The 20,302-nt window shown below is 68.5% G+C and carries 15 protein-coding genes; 10 read left to right on the top strand and 5 right to left on the bottom strand.

What is annotated here, in order from left to right:
- Positions 1-125 precede the first annotated feature (125 nt).
- Genes K206_RS0131590 through K206_RS0131580 form a run of 3 tightly spaced genes read right to left on the bottom strand, consistent with a single transcriptional unit; the run spans position 126 to position 5,906 of the window.
- A complete protein-coding gene (locus K206_RS0131590; protein ID WP_020206318.1) occupies positions 126-1,574 on the bottom strand; it encodes an AdeC/AdeK/OprM family multidrug efflux complex outer membrane factor in 1,449 nt (482 codons plus the stop codon).
- Entirely contained in the window at positions 1,571-4,717 is a 3,147-nt protein-coding gene (locus tag K206_RS0131585) for an efflux RND transporter permease subunit (protein ID WP_020206317.1), read from the bottom strand. Before K206_RS0131585 ends, K206_RS0131590 begins: the two co-directional genes overlap by 4 nt.
- Before the next feature lie 40 nt (positions 4,718-4,757).
- Positions 4,758-5,906 (bottom strand): efflux RND transporter periplasmic adaptor subunit, encoded by a 1,149-nt coding sequence (locus tag K206_RS0131580; protein ID WP_029044303.1) that lies wholly within the window; start codon positions 5,904-5,906, stop codon positions 4,758-4,760.
- 660 nt (positions 5,907-6,566) lie between these two features.
- Here K206_RS0131580 and K206_RS0131575 point away from each other — a divergent pair.
- From K206_RS0131575 to K206_RS0131565, 3 genes are all read left to right on the top strand, one after another.
- Positions 6,567-7,466, top strand: coding sequence for a LysR family transcriptional regulator (locus K206_RS0131575; RefSeq protein ID WP_029044302.1), 900 nt, complete (start codon positions 6,567-6,569; stop codon positions 7,464-7,466).
- 219 nt (positions 7,467-7,685) lie between these two features.
- Complete coding sequence (locus K206_RS0131570; RefSeq protein WP_020206314.1) at positions 7,686-8,438, top strand: SDR family NAD(P)-dependent oxidoreductase; 753 nt, start codon at positions 7,686-7,688, stop codon at positions 8,436-8,438.
- Between the two features lie 62 nt (positions 8,439-8,500).
- Entirely contained in the window at positions 8,501-9,490 is a 990-nt protein-coding gene (locus K206_RS0131565) for a zinc-dependent alcohol dehydrogenase family protein (RefSeq protein WP_020206313.1), read from the top strand.
- Positions 9,491-9,534: 44 nt separating this feature from the next.
- Here the strand turns inward: K206_RS0131565 and pstS are convergent, their stop codons facing one another.
- The gene (gene pstS, locus K206_RS0131560) at positions 9,535-10,593 is read right to left on the bottom strand and encodes a phosphate ABC transporter substrate-binding protein PstS (RefSeq protein WP_020206312.1); all 1,059 of its coding nucleotides are present in this window, start codon (positions 10,591-10,593) and stop codon (positions 9,535-9,537) included.
- A gap of 173 nt (positions 10,594-10,766) precedes the next feature.
- On the bottom strand, positions 10,767-11,435 hold the full coding sequence (locus K206_RS0131555; protein WP_020206311.1) for a Crp/Fnr family transcriptional regulator: 669 nt from the start codon (positions 11,433-11,435) through the stop codon (positions 10,767-10,769).
- A 243-nt stretch (positions 11,436-11,678) separates the two neighbouring features.
- Here K206_RS0131555 and K206_RS0131550 point away from each other — a divergent pair, with 243 nt between their 5' ends.
- From K206_RS0131550 to K206_RS0131520, 7 genes are all read left to right on the top strand, one after another.
- On the top strand, positions 11,679-13,631 hold the full coding sequence (locus tag K206_RS0131550; protein WP_020206310.1) for a long-chain fatty acid--CoA ligase: 1,953 nt from the start codon (positions 11,679-11,681) through the stop codon (positions 13,629-13,631).
- Between the two features lie 14 nt (positions 13,632-13,645).
- Positions 13,646-14,551 (top strand): ABC transporter ATP-binding protein, encoded by a 906-nt coding sequence (locus K206_RS0131545; protein WP_020206309.1) that lies wholly within the window; start codon positions 13,646-13,648, stop codon positions 14,549-14,551.
- A 36-nt stretch (positions 14,552-14,587) separates the two neighbouring features.
- Positions 14,588-15,502, top strand: coding sequence for a branched-chain amino acid ABC transporter permease (locus tag K206_RS0131540; RefSeq protein WP_020206308.1), 915 nt, complete (start codon positions 14,588-14,590; stop codon positions 15,500-15,502).
- Positions 15,503-15,531: 29 nt separating this feature from the next.
- Positions 15,532-16,608, top strand: a complete 1,077-nt coding sequence (locus K206_RS0131535) for a branched-chain amino acid ABC transporter permease (protein ID WP_020206307.1) — start codon at positions 15,532-15,534, stop codon at positions 16,606-16,608.
- Between the two features lie 84 nt (positions 16,609-16,692).
- Positions 16,693-18,027 (top strand): ABC transporter substrate-binding protein, encoded by a 1,335-nt coding sequence (locus tag K206_RS0131530; RefSeq protein ID WP_020206306.1) that lies wholly within the window; start codon positions 16,693-16,695, stop codon positions 18,025-18,027.
- Positions 18,028-18,128: 101 nt separating this feature from the next.
- Complete coding sequence (locus K206_RS0131525) at positions 18,129-18,944, top strand: ABC transporter ATP-binding protein (protein ID WP_020206305.1); 816 nt, start codon at positions 18,129-18,131, stop codon at positions 18,942-18,944.
- A 40-nt stretch (positions 18,945-18,984) separates the two neighbouring features.
- Complete coding sequence (locus tag K206_RS0131520; protein WP_020206304.1) at positions 18,985-20,235, top strand: phenylacetate--CoA ligase family protein; 1,251 nt, start codon at positions 18,985-18,987, stop codon at positions 20,233-20,235.
- The last annotated feature ends 67 nt before the right edge of the window (positions 20,236-20,302 follow it).

The raw sequence follows: 20,302 nt of genomic DNA, 5'->3' as shown, positions 1-20,302 counted from the left end.
AAGCACCAAAACCGCCCGAGCCTAAAGACCCACGAAAGCTAGAACAAGGACCCCAAGCTCGAACCACCAATCAAGTCCGAGCCGCCAGGCCCACAGCAGCTAGAACAAGGAACCCAGCCTCCCCCCTACGAAGCCGGCGTCCCGGCCCCCCCAACCACATCCTTCCACCCACCTCCAAGCGCCTTGTACAGATTGACCTCGCTGCTCAACTGGTTGAGCCGGTCGCCAATCAGCACCTGCTGCGCGCTATACAGCTGGCGCTGCGCGTCGAGCACGGTCAGGTAATTGTCGACCCCGGTGCGGTAACGCTGCTCGGCCAGCTTGTAGTAGTCCTGCGTGGCGTCGACCAGCCGCGTCTGCGCCTGGAGCTGCTCGCTGAACGTGCCGCGCGCGGCCAGCCCGTCGGCGACTTCGCGGAAGGCGGTCTGGATGGTGCGTTCGTACTGCGCCACGTTGATGTCCTTCTGGATGCGCGCGTAGTCCAGGCTTGCCGACAGGCTGCCCGCGGTAAACAGCGGCAGGTTGATGTGCGGCTGGAACAACCAGGTGCCCGAGCCCGCCGAGAACAGGTCGGAGAGCTGGTTGCTGGCCGTGCCGGCGGAGGCGGTCAGGCTGATGCTGGGGAAGAACGCCGCGCGCGCCGCGCCGATGTCGGCGTTGGCCGACAGCAACTGGTGCTCGGCCGAGAGGATGTCGGGCCGGTTCTGCAGCAGGTCGGACGGCAGGCCGGCCGGGACTTCGGCCAGCAGCTTCTGGTCGAGGTCCAGCCCAGGCGGCAGGTCGGCCGGCATGCTGGCGGTGCCGAGCAGCACCAGCAGCGCGTTCTCGTCCTGCGCGACCTGGCGCGTGTAGCGGGCCAGGCTGGCGCGCGCGGTTTCCACGCTGGTCTGCGCCTGGCGCAGGTCCAGGCGCGAGGCCACGCCTTCGTCGTAGCTGCGCTTGGTCAGGCGGTAGCTGCGCTCGTAGGTGCCGAGCGTGTCGCGCGTGAGCTTCAGCAGCGCCTCGTCGGCGCGCAGCGTCAGGTAGGCGTCCGCCACGCTGGCGACCAGCGCGACATGGGTGCCGCGCATGGCTTCCTGGCTGGCGAAGTAGCGCTCCAGCGTGGCGGTGCTCAGGCTGCGCACGCGCCCGAACAGGTCGAGCTCCCACGCGGTGGTGCCGAGCGACACGCCGTAGCTGCTGCTGATGACGCGCTGGCCGGTGGTGGACAGGTCGGCCGGCACGCGCTGGCGCGAGCCCGAGCCGCTGGCGTCCACCTCGGGGAACAGCTCGGCGCGCTGGATGCGGTACTGCGCGCGGTAGGCCTCGACGTTGAGCGCGGCCACGCGCAGGTCGCGGTTGTTGTCGAGCGCCGTCTCGATGAGGCGGCGCAGGCGCGGGTCGGCGAAGAACTCGCGCCAGCCGAGTTCGGTCGCCTGCGGCGCCTGGGCGGGGGCGGCCTGCGGGTAGGCCGGGCCCTGCGGGTAGGCGCCCGCCACCGGCGCGGCCGGGCGCTCGTAGTGCGGAATCAGGCTGCAACCGGACAGCGCAGCGAGCGCCGCCGCGGCGGCCAGGCCAATCACGTGTTTTTTCATTGGAGCGCTTCCGTTTTGATGGGGGCGGCGTCGTCGTGGGGCTTGCGCTTGAACAGCGCGCCCACCGCGACGAAGAACAGCGGCACCCAGAAGATGGCCAGGACCGTGGCCGTCACCATGCCGCCGATCACGCCCGTGCCGATCGCGTGCTGGCTGCCGGCGCCGGCGCCGCTCGATACCGCCAGCGGCGCCACGCCCAGCATGAACGCGAGCGAGGTCATGATGATCGGGCGCAGCCGCATGCGGCAGGCCTCGACCGCGGACTCGACCAGGCCCTTGCCCTGCTCATGCAGCTCCTTGGCGAATTCCACGATCAGGATCGCGTTCTTGGCCGACAGGCCGACCGTGGTCAGCAGGCCCACCTGGAAGAACACGTCGTTGGACAGCCCGCGCAGCAGCGTGGCCAGCAGCGCGCCGATCACGCCCAGCGGCACCACCAGCATCACCGAGAACGGGATCGACCAGCTTTCGTACAGCGCGGCCAGGCACAGGAACACCACGAGCAGCGACAGCGCGTACAGCGCCGGCGCCTGCGAGCCCGACAGCCGCTCTTCATACGACAGGCCGGTCCACGCATAGCCGATGCCCGGCGGCATCTGCTTCATGATTTCCTCGACGGCGGCCATCGCCTCGCCCGAGCTGCGGCCCGCGGCCGGCTCGCCGAGCACTTCCACCGCCGGCACGCCGTTGTAGCGCTGCAGCTTGGGCGAGCCATAACCCCAGCGGCCGGTGGCGAAGGCCGAGAACGGCACCATCGTGCCCTTGTCGTTGCGCACGAACCACTTGTCCACGTCGTCCGGGTTCATGCGCGAGTTGGGCTGGCCCTGCAGGTAGACCCGCTTGACGCGGCCGCGGTCGATGAAGTCGTTGACGTAGCTCGAGCCCCACGCGATCGACACCGTGTTGTTGATGTCCGACAGCGACAGGCCCAGCGCGCGCGCCTTCTCGTCGTCGATTTCCAGCATGTACTGCGGCTGGTCGTTCAGGCCGTTCGGGCGCACGCGCTGCAGCACCGGGTTCTTCGACGCGAGCTGCAGGAACTTGTCGCGCGCGTTCATCAGCGCCTGGTGGCCCAGGCCCGCCTGGTCCTGCATGTAGAGGTCGAAGCCGGTGGCGTTGCCGAGCTCCTGCACCGCGGGCGGCGCGAACGCGAACGACAGCGAATCGCGGAACGAGGCGAACTTGCGCTGCGCGCGCTGGGTCAGGTCGAACACGCTGGTGTTCTCGCCGCTGCGCTCTTCCCACGGCTTGAGCAGGATGAACGCCAGGCCCGAGTTCTGGCCGCGGCCGGCGAAGTTGAAGCCGTTGACCGTGAACAGCGAGTCCACCACCTTGCCTTCGTCCTTGAGCAGGTACTCGCGCATCTGGTCGAGCACCTTCTGCGTGCGCTCGGCGGTCGCGCCCGGCGGCGTCTGCACCTGGGCATACAGCACGCCCTGGTCTTCTTCCGGCAGGAACGAGGTCGGGATGCGCGTGAACAGGAAGGCCATCGCCGCGACGATCGCCACGTAGAGCAGCAGGAACGGAATGCGCCGGCGCAGGATGCCCTGCACGCTGCGCTCGTAGCTCTGCGTGGTGGAGATGAACTTGCGGTTGAACCAGCCGAAGAAGCCGCGCTTGTGCTCGCCGTGGTCGCCCTTGTCGATCGGCTTGAGCATGGTCGCGCACAGCGCCGGCGTCAGCACCAGCGCCACCAGCACCGACAGCACCATCGACGAGACGATGGTGATCGAGAACTGGCGGTAGATCACGCCGGTCGAGCCGCCGAAGAACGCCATCGGCAGGAACACCGCCGAGAGCACCATCGCGATGCCCACCAGCGCGCCCTGGATCTGCCCCATCGACTTGCGCGCGGCCTCCTTGGGCGACAGCCCTTCCTCGGCCATCACCCGCTCGACGTTCTCCACCACCACGATGGCATCGTCCACCAGCAGGCCGATCGCCAGCACCATGCCGAACATGGTCAGCGTGTTGATCGAGTAGCCGAACGCCGCCAGCACGCCGAACGTGCCCAGCAGCACCACCGGCACGGCGATGGTCGGGATCAGCGTGGCGCGCACGTTCTGCAGGAACAGGTACATCACCAGGAACACCAGCACGATGGCTTCGAGCAGCGTCTTCACCACCTCGTGGATGGAGCCCGAGATCACCGGCGAGGTGTCATACGGGTACACTACCTTCATGCCCTGCGGGAAGAACGGCTGCAGCTGGTCCAGCGTCTGGCGGATCGCCTTGACCGTCTCCAGCGCGTTGGCGCCGCTGGCCAGGCGCACGGCGATGCCGGAAGCCGGCTGGCCGTTGTAGAGCGCGTTGATGTTGTAGTCCTGGCCGCCCAGCTCCACCTGCGCCACGTCCTTCAGGCGCACCTGCGAGCCGTCCGGGTTGACCTTGAGCAGGATGTTGCCGAACTGCTCGCTGGTCTGCAGGCGGGTCTTGCCGATCACGCTGGCGTTGAGCTGCTGGCCCTTGACCGCCGGCAGCCCGCCCAGCTGGCCGGAGGCCACCTGCACGTTCTGCGCCTTGATGGCGTTGCTGACGTCGAGCGGCGCGAGCTGGAAGCTGTTGAGCTTGGCCGGGTCGATCCACACGCGCATCGCGTACTGCGAGCCGAACACCTGGAAGTCGCCCACGCCGTAGGTGCGCGACAGCGGATCCTGGATGTTCGAGACGATGTAGTTCGACAAGTCCTCGCGCGTCACCTTCGGATCGGTCGAGATCAGGCCCACGATGAGCAGGAAGTTGCGCACCGACTTGGTCACGCGGATGCCCTGCTGCTGGACTTCCTGCGGCAGCAGCGGCGTGGCCAGCTGCAGCTTGTTCTGCACCTGCACCTGCGCGATGTCGGGGTTGGTGCCCTGCTCGAAGGTCACGGTGATGGTCATGCTGCCGTCGGAATTGCTTTCCGACGAGATGTAGCGCAGGCGGTCCAGGCCATTGAGCTGCTGCTCGATGACCTGCACGACCGTGTCCTGCACCGTCTCGGCGGAAGCGCCGGGGTAGTTGACCGAAATGGCGATGGTCGGCGGCGCGATCGCCGGGTACTGGCTGATCGGCAGTGCCCGGATCGACAGCACGCCGGCGAGCATGATGACCAGCGCGATCACCCACGCGAAGATCGGGCGATCGATGAAGAATTTAGACATGGAGGATTCCTTATCCCTTGTTCCTTGCTCGGGCGCGTGCTCAGGACTTGGCCGGCGCGGCGGCGGCCGGCGCGTTGCCGGAAGCCTGCGCGGCCGCCGGCACCGCCTTGACCTTGGCGCCCGGGCGCACGAACTGCAGGCCCTCGACGATGACGCGGTCGCCGGCGTTCAGGCCGCTGCTCACCAGCCACTTGTCGCCGACCGCGCGCTCGGTGGTGAGCGTGCGCAGCTCGACCTCGTCCTTGGCGTTGACCACCAGCGCGGTGGCCTGGCCCTTGAGGTCGCGCGTGACGCCGACCTGCGGCGCCAGGATCGCGTTGGCCTTGACGCCTTCGCTCAGGCGCGCGTGCACGAACATGCCCGGCAGCAGCACGTGGTTCGGGTTCGGGAACACCGCGCGCAGCGTCACCGAGCCGGTGCCCTGGTCCACCGACACCTCGGAGAACTCGAGCCGGCCGGTCTCGGGGTAGGTCGTGCCGTCCTCCAGCCGCAGGTTCACCTTGGCCGCGTTGGCGCCGGCGCCGTCGAGCTTGCCGTCGGCCAGCTCGCGGCGCAGGCGCAGCAGCGTGGACGAGGGCTGCGTCACGTCGACGAAGATCGGGTCGATCTGCTGCACCGTGGCCAGCGCGGTGGCCTGCCCGTTGACCGCCAGCGCGCCCTGGGTCACGCTGGAGCGGCCGATGCGCCCGGAGATCGGCGCCAGCACCTTGGTGTAGCGCAGGTTGATCTCGGCGCGCTGCACGGCGGCCTGCGCCTGCAGGAACGACGCCTTGGCCTCGGCCGCGGCCTGCTTGCTGACCGCCTCGTCGGCGACCAGCTTGCCGTAGCGCTCGGCCAGCAGCCGGCTCGATTCCAGCGTGGCCTGCGCGCTCTTGTAGGCGGCGTCGTAGGTGGACGGGTCGATCTGGTACAACTGCTGACCCTGCTTGACGTCGCTGCCTTCCTTGAACAGCCGGTGCTGGATGATGCCGTCGACCTGCGGCCGCACTTCGGCGACGAGGTAGGCGGTGGTGCGGCCCGGCAGCTCGGAGTCCACCATGACCGACTCCGGCGCCAGCGTGACCACCCCGACCTGCGGCGGCTGCGGTGCCGCGGCCGCCTGTTCTTTCTTGCCGCATCCGGCGAGCGCGGCCAGGGCAATCCCCGGCACGCCCAGAATCAAAGCACGCGTGATGCGCGATCGTTGCATTGCGATTTCCTAGAAGATTGAAAGACTGCGAGACCCGCTCGACCGCCGGACCGTCCATTCTGCGGTCGCGTGGGTCAGCCGATACGGTTGAGTGAGAGCGCCCGCCAGCAGGCGCCTACGCCGGAAATCCGGCGGCAATTGCGATTGTGGATGCGAAGATAGCTGACAGGTCAGATGATTACAAGAGGATGATAGGGAAATGAAATACCGGGCAACGAACGCTCAGGCAGCCTGCGCCGGAGTTTGGTTCCTGGCGCGGGGCACGAGGCAGCCCGGTGTCGAGCGTTTCGGGACGGTGGCAGTCATGCCGCAGAAGCGAGCAAGGAACGTGCCGCCGGGGCCTCACGATGCGTGGCGTGAGTGCGCCTACCGATACGCAGATAGGTGATTCTATCCCGGCTACGCAGGGTTTTCCCGACATTGTCCGGGCGAAATATTTCAAACGATTAATGCGGTGCCCGATGCGGCGCCGTCACCTGCGGCATGTTGTCGCAGTGGCGGCGCGGCGATGATCCATTCTGGTGCGCGAGTCCGCACAAAAAACCGCACAAAAAACCGCACGAAAGAGCGCACGCGAAGCCGCGTCCCGCCCGCGCGCGGGCAATGAACGAAAATGGCGCGCGCCGGCAACTTTCAGATCTCAGACAGGACAAGGCAAGCATGAATATGTTCGAAGCGATGGGAATCTTCGTCCAGGTGGTCGACCACGGCAGCTTCGCGCGCGCCGCGCAGGCCAATCAGTTCCATCGCCCCGCCGTGACCAAGGCCATCCAGCAGCTCGAGCGCGAGCTGGGCGTGCAACTGCTCCACCGCACCACGCGCAAGCTGAGCATGACCGAGGAAGGCGAGGAGTTCTACCAGCGCTGCACCCAACTGCTCGGCGACTTCGCCGACACGCTCGCGCTGTTCTCGCCGACGCGCCCGCCCAAGGGCAAGCTGCGCCTGGACATGCCCACGGCGGTGGCCAAGGCCATCATCGTGCCGGCGCTGCCCGACTTCCGCCGGCGCTATCCCGCCATCGAGCTCGTGCTGCGCTCATCCGACCACCACGTCGACCTGATCGGCGAAGGCGTGGACTGCGCCGTGCGCCTCGGCGAGCTGGCCGATTCCAGCCTGGTGGCGCGCCGCATCGGCACCATCCCGATGGTGACGTGCGGCTCGCCCGGCTACCTGGCCCGGCACGGCACGCCGGCCTCGCTCGACGACCTCGACCGCCACGTCGCGGTCAACTTCCTGGTCCAGCACGGCCGGCGCACGCTCGAATGGCAGTTCGACGCGGGCGACCGCATCGTCACCAGGCAGGTGCCCAGCGACATCGTGGTGGACGACTCCGAAGCGTTCCACGCCTGCGGGCTGGCCGGACTCGGCCTGCTGCAGGGCCTGCGGCCCGCGCTGCAGCCCTACATCGACGCCGGCCAACTGGTCGAGGTCCTGCCGCACTGCAAGCCGGTGCCCAGGCCGATCTCCGTGGTCATGACGCAGCGCCGCCACCGGCCGCCCAAGGTCGATGCGTTCATCGGCTGGCTGGAGGCGTTGTTCGTCGAGCGCGGGCTGGCCTGAGCGGCGGCCGCGCGCCATTGTTATTGCCACGGCAATAGTCAAGTTCGCCGGCGCGCGTTTATCGGCGCGGGCATTGCGCGTAGATTCCCGCCGCGGGCAGTGCCGGTCCTTGCTGGTCTTCGCGGGTCTTCGCATGCCACGGCCGGGCGACGAGGTCGGCGCCTGCGCCCGCCTGCCAATCGCATTTGCCGCCCACGCGGCACCGAACCGGGAAACAAGATGGACCTGCAGCTCAGCGGCAAGACCGCCGTCGTCACCGGCGCCAGCCAGGGCATCGGCCGCGCCATCGCCAGGACGCTGGCCGCCGAGGGCGCCAGGGTGCTGGCGACCGCGCGCGACGAAGCGCTGCTCGCCAGCCTGGCCGACGAGATCGTCGCCGCCGGCGGCGCCGACCCCGTCCTGCTGGTGCAGGACTTCGTCGCCGACGACGGCCCGCGCCGCATCGCCGACGCCGCGCTGGCGCGGCTCGGCCACGTCGACATCCTCGTCAACAACGCCGGCGGCAGCCGCCCGATGGGCGTGGACGCGCCCGAGGCGCAATGGCTCGAAGGCATGACGCTCAACTTCGACCGCCACCGCCAGCTCACCCAGGCGCTGCTGCCCAATTTCCTCGAACGCAAGTCGGGCGCCATCGTCAGCCTGTCCGGCAACCTCGAGCCGGAAGTGGTCAATGCCGCGATGGTGGCCAAGGCCGGCCTCGTGGTCTGGTCCAAGGGCCTGTCCGAGCAGCTCGGCCAGCACGGCATCACGGTCAACTGCGTGCAGCCCGGCCTGATCGACACCGCGCAGATCCGCCGCCTGTACCCCGGCGACGAGCGCCGCAAGTTCGCCGAGCGCGAGATCGCGCTGCGCGACTTCGGCGAGCCCGAGGACGTGGCCAACGCGGTGGCGTTCCTGGTGTCGCCGCGGGCGCGCTACATCACCGGCACGGTGATGCTGGTCGACGGCGGCATGCGCCGCTACGCGTTCTGACTGCCGTTCCCCGCTCCGCCTCATTTTCAGACAACCGCCAGATTCGCCAAGAGAACGACGCAATGCCAAAGGTCTATCAGTTCAACCGCACCGGCGGTCCCGAGGTGCTGGAGCTGCATGAAGTGGAGGTGGCCGCGCCCGGCGCCGGCGAAGTGCGCATCCGCGTCAAGGCGATCGGCCTGAACCGCGCCGAAGTGATGTACCGCAGCGGGCAATACGTGATCGAGCCGCGCTTTCCGGCCCGCCTGGGCTATGAAGCCGCCGGCGTGGTCGATGCGGTCGGCGCCGGCGTGGCGGGCTTCGCGCCCGGCGACGAGGTCAGCGTGGTGCCCGCCTTCTCGTTCGCCGACTACGGCATGTACGGCGAGCTCGTCAACGCGCCCGCGCATGCGGTGGTGAAGCACCCGCGCGGCCTGTCGTTCGTCGATGCCGCCGCGGCGTGGATGATGTTCGTCACCGCCTACGGCGCGCTGGTCGAACTCGGCAACCTGCGCGCCGGCGAGACCGTGCTGGTGCGCGCGGCCTCCAGCAGCGTGGGCCTGGCCGCGATCCAGATCGCCAGGATGGCGGGCGCGGTGCCGGTGGCGCTGACGCGCGGCAGCGGCAAGCGGCAGGCGCTGCTGGACGCCGGCGCGGCGCATGTCATCGCCACGCAGGAGCAGGATCTCGTTGCCGAGGTGGCGCGCATCACCGGCGGCGCCGGCGCGCGCATGGCGTTCGACCCGGTCGGCGGGCCGGAAGCCGCCAGGCTGTTCAAGGCGCTATGCGCGGGCGGCATCTTCTTCCAGTACGGCGCGCTCGACACTGGCGACATCCCGGTGCCGGTGATGGACCTGCTCGGCAAGCACCTGACGCTGCGCGGCTACGAGCTGTTCGAGATCACCACCGACCCGGAGCGGCTCGGCAAGGCCCGCGACTTCGTCAACGCCGGGCTCGCCTCCGGCCAGCTGCGCTCGGTGGTGGACAAGACCTTCGCCTTCGAGGACATGGCCGCGGCGCACCGCTACATGGAGTCCAACGCGCAGGTCGGCAAGATCGTCGTCACCTTGTAGCCGTCACCCCGTGGTCGCCGCCCGGCAGCGGGGCGGCCCGCGCGTCAGCGGCCCGGCGCGCCGATGCTGCTCAGGCCGATCGGCGCGCCCGAGCGGTCGGTCACGCGCGCCAGCTCGCGGTAGGCGCGCGCCTGCACGCGCTCGGGCAGCGGCACGAACTTCGCCTCGCGCGCCAGGTCGTCGCCGCGCAGGTAGCCCCAGGTGACGAACTTCAGCGCATCGAGCGTGCGCGCGCCGCTCTGGCTGACCGCCGGCACCACGATGAAGGTGCCCATCGTGATCGGCCACGCGTTGGCGCCCGGCTGGTTCACCAGGCTCGCGGTGAAGTTGCCCTTCTGGTTCCACTCGCTCTGCACCACCGCCTCGCGGAAGTTGTCGACCTGCGCCGGCACGAAGCGCCCGGCCGCGTTGCGCAGCTGCACGGCGTTGAGGCCGGCGTCGAGCACGTAGTTGTAGTCCACGTAGCCGATGGTGCCGGCCGTGCCCTGCACGGCACCGACCACCTCGCTGCTGCCGCGCGCGGCGGTGAAGGACGACGGCCACGGCAAGGTGGACTGGGTGCCGTAGGTGGCCTTCCAGTCCGCGCTCACAGCGCTCAGGTAGCTGCTGAAATGGTAGGTGGTGCCCGAGCCGTCCGCGCGCACCACCGGGCGGATCGGCAGGCGCGGCAGCGCGATGCCGGGGTTGAGCGCGCGGATCTCCGGCGCGTCCCACGCCGTGAGCTTGCCCAGGAAGATCGCCGCCAGCACCTCGCCGGTCAGCTTGAGCCTGCCCTGCGGCACGCCGGGCAGGTTGACCACCGGCACCGCGCCCGTCACCACCGACGGCACGAACACCAGCCCGGCCTTCTTCGCTTCCGCCTCCGGCATGGGCACGTCCGACGCGCCGAAATCCACCTGCCCGGCGCGCACGCGCTTGAGGCCCTCGCCCGAGCCGACCGCGTCGTACTGGAGCGTGACGCCGGTGGCGGCCTTGTAGCCGTCCGCCCAGACGCGGTAGATGGGCGCGGCGGCGGTGGAGCCCGCGCCGCGGATCTCGGTGGCGGCCAGCGCGGACGCGCCGCAGGTCAGCGCCGCCAGGGCGGCCAGGAAAGCCTTTCGCATGATGGGGATACTTGTCGGAGGACGCTGGGAGACGAGGCGCGATTGTATAGGAGCGGCGTGACGCGCATGCCCGCCGGATGCGGCCCTGTCGCGCGGCGCGCATCGGCCCGCCGCCGTCATCATCCTGACGCACGGCGGCGGTAGCCGGCGCCGCGGGGAAGCAACCCGGAGCGTCACTCTCCGTACTGCCGCAGCCCCTCCAGGTCCAGCACCTCGATCACGCCGTAGTCCACCTTCACCAGCCCCTGTTGCTCCAGCACCTTGAGCGCCTGGTTGGCGCGCTGGCGCGAGATGCCCGCCAGCAGGCCGATCTCCTCCTGCGAGATTTCCAGCGTGGTGCCCAGCCCCGGATACAGGTGCTCGTTGAACAGCGACGACACCGCGCGCGCCACGCGCGAGTCGATGTCGAGCAGGCGCTCGTATTCCACCGCGGCGATGAACTGCCCGAGCCGCTCGTTGAACTGCGTGAGCAGGAAGCGCGTGAACGGCAGGCTGGTATCGAGCAGCCACTGGAAGGTGTCGAGCGGCAGGAAGGCGATGCGCGAGCGGCGCAGCGCCATCACGTCGTACTTGCGGATCTCGCGCTTGAGCACCGCGCCCTCGCCGAACCAGCCGCCGGTGGGCACGCCGGTGAACGTCACCGACTTGCCCGAGGGCGACACCGTGGTGATCTTGACGATGCCTTCGAGCACGCCCAGCCAGTGCTCGGCCACGTCGCCCTTGTGGCAGACGTAGTCGCCCTGGCTGTACTCGCGCACGCACATCGCGCGGCGCACGCGGTCGCGCTGCTCGGGCGTGAGGTCGGCCGCCCACACGCAGCGGTCCACGAAATCGTTAAGCATTAGCTGAAAACCCTTCCCGTAGGGATTAACCCCGAATTGTCACCGGCGTGACAACCGGGGGAAATGGCATGAACTATCTTACGATCACCACGAACCGCGAGTGCGCGCCAGGACAGGCGCGGCGGGCTTGTTGCGACGCGGCAGCCGCAGGGCCGCCGGCGGGCAAAACAGGCCAAGTATAACCAGCGGAAGCAGGCTTGACACCGGCCGCGGAGCCCCGCCGCCGAGGGAAAGGAGACAGCGATGCAGGAACCGTCGGCGACGACCTTCCCGCGCCTGCTGCTGGCGCATGCCCAGCAGCGGCCCGGAAGCCCGGCCTACCGCGAGAAGGACCTCGGTATCTGGCAGACCTACAGCTGGGCGCAGGCCGCGCAGGAGGTGCGCGCGCTCGCCTGCGGGCTGGCCGCGCTCGGTTTTGCGCGCGGCATGAACCTCGCGGTGGTGGGCGACAACCGCCCGCGCCTGTACTGGGCCATGAGCGCCGCGCAGGCGCTCGGCGGCGTGCCCGTGCCGCTGTACCAGGACGCCATCGGCGGCGAGATGGTCTACGTGCTCGACGACGCCGAGATCGACTTCGCCATCGTCGAGGACCAGGAGCAGGTCGACAAGCTGCTCGAAGTCCAGGCGCAGCGCGCCGTGCGCCACATCGTCTACGAAGACCCGCGCGGGCTGCGCGGCTACGACCATCCGGCGCTGATGTCGTATGCGCGCCTGCAGGAGATCGGCCGCGAGTTCGACCGCGCCAACCCCGGTTTCTTCGATGCCGCGGTCGAGGCCGGCTCGCCCGAGGACACCGCCATCATCCTCTACACCTCCGGCACCACCGGCAAGCCCAAGGGCGTGTGCCATTCGCACCGCGGCCTGATCGGCGCGGCGCGCAACGGCTGCGCGTTCGACGGCCTCGTGCCCGGCGACGACGTGCTGTCCTACCTGCCGATGGCGTGGGTCGGCGACAACCTGTTCTCCTACGCGCAGGCGCTGGTGGCCGGTTTCACGGTGAATTGCCCCGAGTCGCGCGACACCGTGATGACCGACCTGCGCGAGATCGGCCCTACCTATTACTTCGCGCCGCCGCGCATCTACGAGAACCTGCTCACGCAGGTGATGATCCGCATGGAAGACGCGGGCTGGGCCAAGCGGCGCCTGTTCCACTGGGCCATGAACGTGGCGCGCCGCTGCGGCACCGACATCCTCGACGGCCGCCCGGTGCCGCTGGCCGAGCGCCTGCGCTACGCCGTCGGCGAAGCGCTGATCTACGGGCCGCTGCGCAACGTGCTCGGCATGAGCCGCATCCGCGTGGGCTACACCGCCGGCGAGGCCATCGGCCCGGACCTGTTCCGCTTCTACCGCTCCATCGGCGTCAACCTCAAGCAGTTCTACGGCCAGACCGAGACCTGCGCCTACGTCTGCCTGCAGCCCGACGGCAAGGTCAAGTTCGACTCGGTCGGCCCGGCCGCGCCCGGCATGGAGATCCGCATTGCCGACAACGGCGAGGTGCTGGTGCGCGGCGTGGGCCTGCTCAAGTCCTACTACAAGCGCGACGACGCCACCCGCGAGGCCATCAACGACGAAGGCTATTTCATGACCGGCGACGCCGGCGTGATCGACGCCGACGGCCACCTCAAGATCATCGACCGCGCCAAGGACGTGGGCAAGCTCGCCGACGGCGCGATGTTCGCGCCCAAGTACATCGAGAACAAGCTCAAGTTCTTCCCCTACATCAAGGAAGCGGTGGCCTTCGGCACCGGGCGCGAGCGCGTCTGCGCGTTCATCAACATCGACTTCGACGCGGTGGGCAACTGGGCCGAGCGGCGCCACCTGCCGTATGCCGGTTATATCGACCTGGCCGCGCAGCCCGAGGTGATCGCCATGATCGGCGAGTGCGTGGCGCAGGTGAACGCGGACCTCGCGGCCGACGCCATGCTGGCCGGCTCGCAGGTGGCGCGCTTCCTGATCCTGCACAAGGAGCTCGACCCCGACGACGACGAGCTCACGCGCACGCGCAAGGTGCGGCGCGGCTTTATCGCGGAGAAATACGCCGCGCTGGTCGATGCGCTGTTCGCCGGCCGCGGCGAGCAGTTCATCGAGACGCGCGTGAAGTTCGAGGACGGGCGCGAAGGCAGCGTCTCGGCCACCCTGAAGCTGGTCGATGTGAAGCGCTTCCCGCCGGCCGCCGGCGCGGCGCGCGCGGCATGAGCGGGGACGCAAGGATGACGCAGATGGCATGGCAAGGCGTAGCGCGCGGCGGCGATGGCCAGCCCGCATGGAGCGGCGCGTCCGCCGCGGCGATCGCGGCGGAGTCTCCGCGGGAGGATGCGCAGGCCGCGCAGGCGCACGCGCGCCAGGCCGGCGACGTGATCCTGGACCTGCAGAACATCTCGCTCTCGTTCGGCGGGGTGAAGGCGCTCACCGACATCTCGTTCGATGTGCGCGAGCACGAGATCCGCGCCATCATCGGCCCCAATGGCGCGGGCAAGAGTTCCATGCTCAACGTCATCAACGGGGTCTACCACCCGCAGCAGGGCCGCATCGTCTTTCGCGGCGAGGAACGCCGCAAGATGCATCCGACCGAGGCCGCGCGCCAGGGCATCGCGCGCACCTTCCAGAACATCGCGCTGTTCAAGGGCATGACCGTGCTCGACAACATCATGACCGGGCGCAACACCAAATTCCGCAGCGGCCTGCTGGCCAACGCGCTGTGGTGGGGCCCGGCGCGCAACGAGGAAACGCGGCACCGCCGCAAGGTCGAGGAAGTGATCGACTTCCTGGAGATCCAGGCCATCCGCAAGACCCCGGTGGGGCGCCTGCCCTACGGCCTGCAGAAGCGCGTGGAACTCGCGCGGGCGCTGGCGGCCGAGCCGTCCATGCTGCTGCTCGACGAACCGATGGCCGGCATGAACGTGGAAGAAAAGCAGGACATGTGCCGCTTCATCCTCGACGTGAACCACCAGTTCGGCACCACCATCGTGCTGATCGAGCACGACATGGGCGTGGTGATGGACATCTCCGACCGCGTGGTGGTGCTCGACTACGGCAAGAAGATCGGCGACGGCACGCCCGACGTGGTCAAGGCCAACCCGGACGTGATCCGCGCCTACCTCGGCGCCGGGCACTGACGCGCGGGATCCAGGTAACAGGGAACAAGGAACATCATGACGTTCTTCTTCGAGATCCTGATCGGCGGCCTGCTGTCGGGACTGATGTACTCGCTGGTGGCGCTCGGCTTCGTGCTGATCTACAAGGCCTCGGGCGTGTTCAACTTCGCCCAGGGCGCGATGGTCTACTTCGCCGCGCTCGCGGTGGTGGGGCTGATGGACAAGGGCCTGCCGATGTGGGCCGCGGTGATCGGCGCGTTCGGCGTGATGCTGGTGGTGGGCATCAGCACCGAGCGCTTCGTGCTGCGCAAGCTGGTCAACCAGCCGCCCATCACGCTGTTCATGGCCACCATCGGCCTGTCGTTCTTTCTCGAAGGGCTGGGGCCGCTGCTGTTCGGCAACGAAGTGCGGCCGATCAACCTCGGCATCGTCGACGAGCCGATCGAGGCCATCCTCACGCGCTTCAACATCGTGCTGTCCAAGTTCGACCTCGCCGCGGCGGCCATCGCCGGCATCCTGGTCGGCGCGCTGGCGCTGTTCTTCCAGTTCACCAAGGTCGGCCGCGCGCTGCGCGCGGTGGCGGACGACCACCAGGCGGCGCTGTCGCTGGGGATTCCGCTGCAGCACATCTGGGCCATCGTGTGGGGCGTGGCGGGGTTCGTCGCGCTGGTGGCGGGCATGCTGTGGGGCTCGCGCAATGGCGTGCAGTTCGCGCTGACGCTGACGGCGCTCAAGGCGCTGCCGGTGCTGATCCTGGGCGGCTTCACCTCGGTGCCGGGCGCCATCGTCGGCGGGCTCATCATCGGCGCGTCCGAGAAGCTGGCCGAGATCTACATTCCGCCGGTGTTCCAGTCCGCGTTCGGCGGCAACTTCGGCGGCATCGAAGGGTGGTTCCCCTACGTGTTCGCGTTGCTCTTCCTGCTGGTGCGGCCCGAGGGGCTGTTCGGCGAAAAACACATCGACCGCGTCTGAGCGGCACGGCCCCAACAGGAGACAACCCCATGTTCTATCGTGAAGCCGGCCAGTTCAAGACCACCTACGAGGCCGACAGCCAGGTATTCCCGATCCGCCAGGACCGCATCGGCTTCGCCGTGCTGATGGCGGTGGCCTTCGTGGCGCTTCCGTTCACCGCGTCGGAATACTGGTTCTCCGCCATCCTGATCCCGTTCCTGATCTTCGCGCTGGCCGCGCTCGGCCTCAACATCCTGACCGGCTACGCCGGCCAGCTCTCGCTCGGCACCGCCGCGTTCATGGCGGTGGGCGCCTACGCCGCGTACAACTTCCAGCTGCGCATCGAAGGGCTGCCGGTGCTGCTCACGTTCATCCTGGCGGGGCTGTCCGCCGCGCTGGTCGGTGTGGCGTTCGGCCTGCCGTCGCTGCGCATCAAGGGCTTCTACCTCGCCGTGGCCACGCTGGCCGCGCAGTTCTTCGTGGTGTGGGCGCTGACCAAGTTTCCCTGGTTCTCCAACAACAGCTCCTCCGGCGTGATCACCGCGCAGAAGCTCGCGCTGTTCGGCATCGCCATCGACACGCCCGTGAAGAAATACCTGTTCGTGCTCGCGCTGGTGACGGTGCTGGCGGTGGTGGCCAAGAACCTGGTGCGCTCGTCCACGGGCCGCGCGTGGATGTCGGTGCGCGACATGGACGTGGCCGCCGAGGTGATCGGCATCCCGCTCATGCGCACCAAGCTGCTGGCGTTCGCCGTCAGCTCGTTCTACTGCGGCGTGGCCGGCGCGCTCTATGCGTTCTGCTACCTCGGCTCGGTGGAGCCGGACGGCTTCTCGCTGGACCTGTCGTTCCGCGTGCTGTTCATGATCATCATCGGCGGCGTGGGCAGCATCCTCGGCGCCTTCCTCGGCGCGGCCTTCATCCTGCTGCTGCCGATCTTCCTGGACAACGTGCTGCCGCCGCTGGCCGCGCTGCTGCACCTGCCGTTCACCAACGCGGCGGTGTCGCATATCCAGCTGATGGTGTTCGGCGCGCTCATCATCTTCTTCCTGGTGGTGGAGCCGCACGGGCTCGCGCGGCTGTGGCAGATCGCCAAGGAAAAGCTGCGGCTGTGGCCGTTCCCGCATTGAGACATTGACGAGATTTCGAGGTCGGACCAAGCAAAACGGTTATTCCATAACAAACACACACCTGCCAAGGTGAAGGAGACTGTCATGACCATCCTGATTCGCAACCTGCGGCGCATCGCCGTGGCCGCGGGCGCGTGCGCCGCGCTGCTGGCGCCGCCGGCCGCGCAGGCCCAGAGCGGCGAGCAGTTCGTGGCGCTGCCCAGCTACCGCGTGGGGCCGTACGGCGCCAACGGGCAGTCCTTCTACGGCGGCTTCATCGACTACCTCAATTACGTCAACCTCAAGGACGGCGGCGTCAACGGCGTCAAGCTCTCTTGGGAAGAATGCGAGACCGAGTACAACAACGCCAAGGGCGTGGAATGCTATGAGCGCCTGAAGTCCAAGAGCGCGGCCAGCAAGGGCACCGCGTACCACACCATGTCCACCGGCATCTCCTACGCGCTGGTGGACAAGACCTCGGCCGACAAGGTGCCGCTGGTGATGATGGGCTACGGCCGCACCGACGCGGTGGACGGCTCGGTGTTCCCCTACGCCTTCCCGCTCGTGACCACCTACCAGATGCAGGTCTCGGCCATCGTCAAGTTCCTGGCCGGCAAGAACGGCGGCTCGCTCGCCGGCAAGAAGATCGTCTACCTGTACCACGACTCCGCCTACGGCAAGGAGCCCATCGTGGCGCTGGAAGCCGAGGCCAAGCTCGGCAAGTTCAACCTCGTCGAGATCCCGGTGGCGCACCCCGGCAACGAGCAGGGCGCGCAGTGGCTCAAGATCCGCCAGGAAAACCCCGACTACGTGATCTTCTGGGGCTGGGGCGTGATGAACCAGACCGCGCTCAAGGCCGCGCAGAAGGTCGGCTACGCGCGCGACAAGATGATCGGCTCGTGGTGGGCCGGCTCCGAGGAAGACACCGTGCCCGCCGGCGACGCCGCCAAGGGCTACATGAGCGCCACCTGGAACGTGGCCGGCAAGACCGTGCCCGTCATCGCCGACATCGACAAGGTGGTCTACGGCGCCGGCAAGGGCAACATGCAGGACCGCAACAAGGTCGGCTCCGTGCTCTACAACCGCGGCGTGTCCGCCGCCGTGGTCACGGTGGAAGCCATTCGCGTGGCCCAGGCCAAATACGGCAAGGGCAAGGTCATGAGCGGCGACGACATGCGCTGGGCCTTCGAGAACCTCAACCTCACCAGCGCGCGCCTGCAGCAGCTCGGCGCCACCGGCCTGCTGCCCGAGATCAAGACCAGCTGCGACAACCACGAAGGCTCCGGCAAGGTGAAGATCCAGCAATGGGACGGCGCCAGGTGGACCGTGGTGTCCGACTGGATCGAAGGCAACAAGAACCTGATCCACCCGCTGTTCAAGGCCACCGCCGCGCAGTTCGCCAAGGAGAAGGGAATCACGCCGGGGTGCATGAAGTCGTGATGGCCTGATGCTGTGGGTTTGCTCCCCTCTCCCATGAAGTGGGAGAGGGGAGCAGGAAAACGCCAGGCGCAGCCAGAAAGAACCACCAACCGAGCCGTACCATGACCCTCTTGTCCGTCAACAACATCGAAGTCATCTACGACCACGTCATCCTGGTGCTCAAGGGCGTCTCGCTCGACGTGCCGGAAGGCCGGATCGTGGCGCTGCTGGGCGCCAACGGCGCGGGCAAGACCACCACGCTCAAGGCCATCTCCAACCTGCTGCATGCCGAGCGCGGCGACGTCACCAAGGGCTCCATCGAATACCGCGGCGACCGCGTGGACCGCCTCACGCCCAACGCGCTGGTCAGGCGCGGCGTGATCCAGGTGATGGAAGGGCGCCACTGCTTCGCCCACCTCACGCTGGAAGAAAACCTGCTCACCGGCGCCTACACGCGCGGCCTCTCGCGCGCCGAGACGCGCGACGCGCTGGAGCACATCTATGCCTATTTCCCGCGCCTGAAGACGCGCCGCAAGTCGCAGGCCGGCTACACCTCCGGCGGCGAGCAGCAGATGTGCGCGATCGGCCGGGCCATGATGGCCAAGCCCAGCATGATCCTGCTCGACGAGCCCTCGATGGGCCTCGCGCCGCAGATCGTGGAAGAGATCTTCGAGATCGTGCGCGACCTCAACCAGCGCGAGAAGGTCAGCTTCCTGCTGGCCGAGCAGAACACGATGGTGGCGCTGCGCTACGCCGACTACGGCTACATCCTCGAGAACGGCCGCGTGGTGATGGACGGCGCCGCCGAGGCGCTGCGCTCCAACGAGGACGTGAAGGAGTTCTACCTCGGCGTGGCGGCCAACGACGGCGAGGGCGGCGGGCGCAGCTCGTTCCGCGACGTCAAGAGTTATCGCCGAAGGAAGCGCTGGCTCGCCTGATTTCCGCATCGCCCCTATTCACGCGACTCATACGCAAACCATGTCCGAACACTTCGATTCGCTGGAAACGCGCGCGCCCGCCGCGCGCGCGCAGGCCCTGCTGGCGGACCTGCGCCGGCAGGTGGCCCACGCCAAGGCGCACGCGCCGTACTTCGCGCAACTGCTGCGCGAGGTGGACCCGGACGCGCTCGACTCGCGCGCGGCGCTGGCCGCGCTGCCGGTGACGCGCAAGTCCGAGCTCACGCAGCGCCAGCGCGCCGCGCCGCCGCTCGGCGGGCTCAACGCCACGCCGCTGGGCGGGCTGCGCCACATCTTCCAGTCGCCCGGCCCCATTCACGAGCCGGACGGCCACGGCGCGGACTGGTGGCGCATCGCGCGCGCCATGTTCGCCGCCGGCTTTCGCGCCGGGGATCTGGTCTACAACACCTTCTCCTATCACTTCACGCCGGCCGGCATGATGATGGAGAGCGGCGCGCACAAGCTGGGCTGCTGCGTGTTCCCGGCCGGCGTGGGCCAGACCGAATCGCAGGTGCAGGCGCTGGCCAGCCTGCAGCCGGCCGCCTACGCGGGCACGCCCTCGTTCCTGCGCATCCTGCTGGAGAAGGGCGACGAGATGGGCCTGCCGTGCACCAGCCTGCGCAAGGCGCTGGTCTCCGGCGAGGCGCTGCCGCCCTCGCTGCGCGCGTGGTTCGGCGAGCGCGGCATCCGCGTGCAGCAGATGTACGGCAGCGCCGACGTCGGCCTGGTCGCCTACGAGAGCGAAGGCGCGGACGGCTGGGTGGTGGACGAAGGCGTGCTGGTGGAGATCGTCGAGCCCGGCGGCACGCAGCCGATGCCCGACGGCGAGGTCGGCGAGGTGGTGGTGACGGTGCTCGGCAACGGCGACTATCCGCTGATCCGCTTCGGCACCGGCGACCTCTCCGCCTTCGTGGCCGGCTCCGCCGAGCGCGCCAGCCCGTGCGGGCGCACCAACCTGCGGCTCAAGGGATGGCTCGGCCGCGCCGACCAGACCACCAAGGTCAAAGGGATGTTCGTGCATCCCGGGCAGGTTGGGGAGGTCATGCGGCGGCATCCCGAAGTGCGGGCCGCTCGCCTCATCGTCACGGGCCGCGTGGGAGCCGATGTGATGACCCTGCATTGCGAGGCTGTGGGGAATGACGAGAGCCTGGCCCGCGCGATCGGGGAGTCGGTGCGGGAGGTGTTGCGGTTGCGTGGGGAGGTACGGTTTGTGGCGGTGGGGGCGTTGCCGCAGGATGGGAGGGTTATTGAGGATGCTAGGAGTTATGAGTGAGGGGGGAGTGGTTTATTTGTGCTGCTTGGCTTCAAAGTCAACGGCTTAACGTTGGCTGCTGAACGTC

Origin of the sequence: Cupriavidus sp. WS (genome assembly GCF_000395345.1) — a bacterium.
GTDB lineage: Bacteria > Pseudomonadota > Gammaproteobacteria > Burkholderiales > Burkholderiaceae > Cupriavidus > Cupriavidus basilensis_B.
The sequence above is the reverse complement of the archived record's forward strand: the minus strand, read 5'-3'. Positions and strand labels throughout refer to the sequence as shown.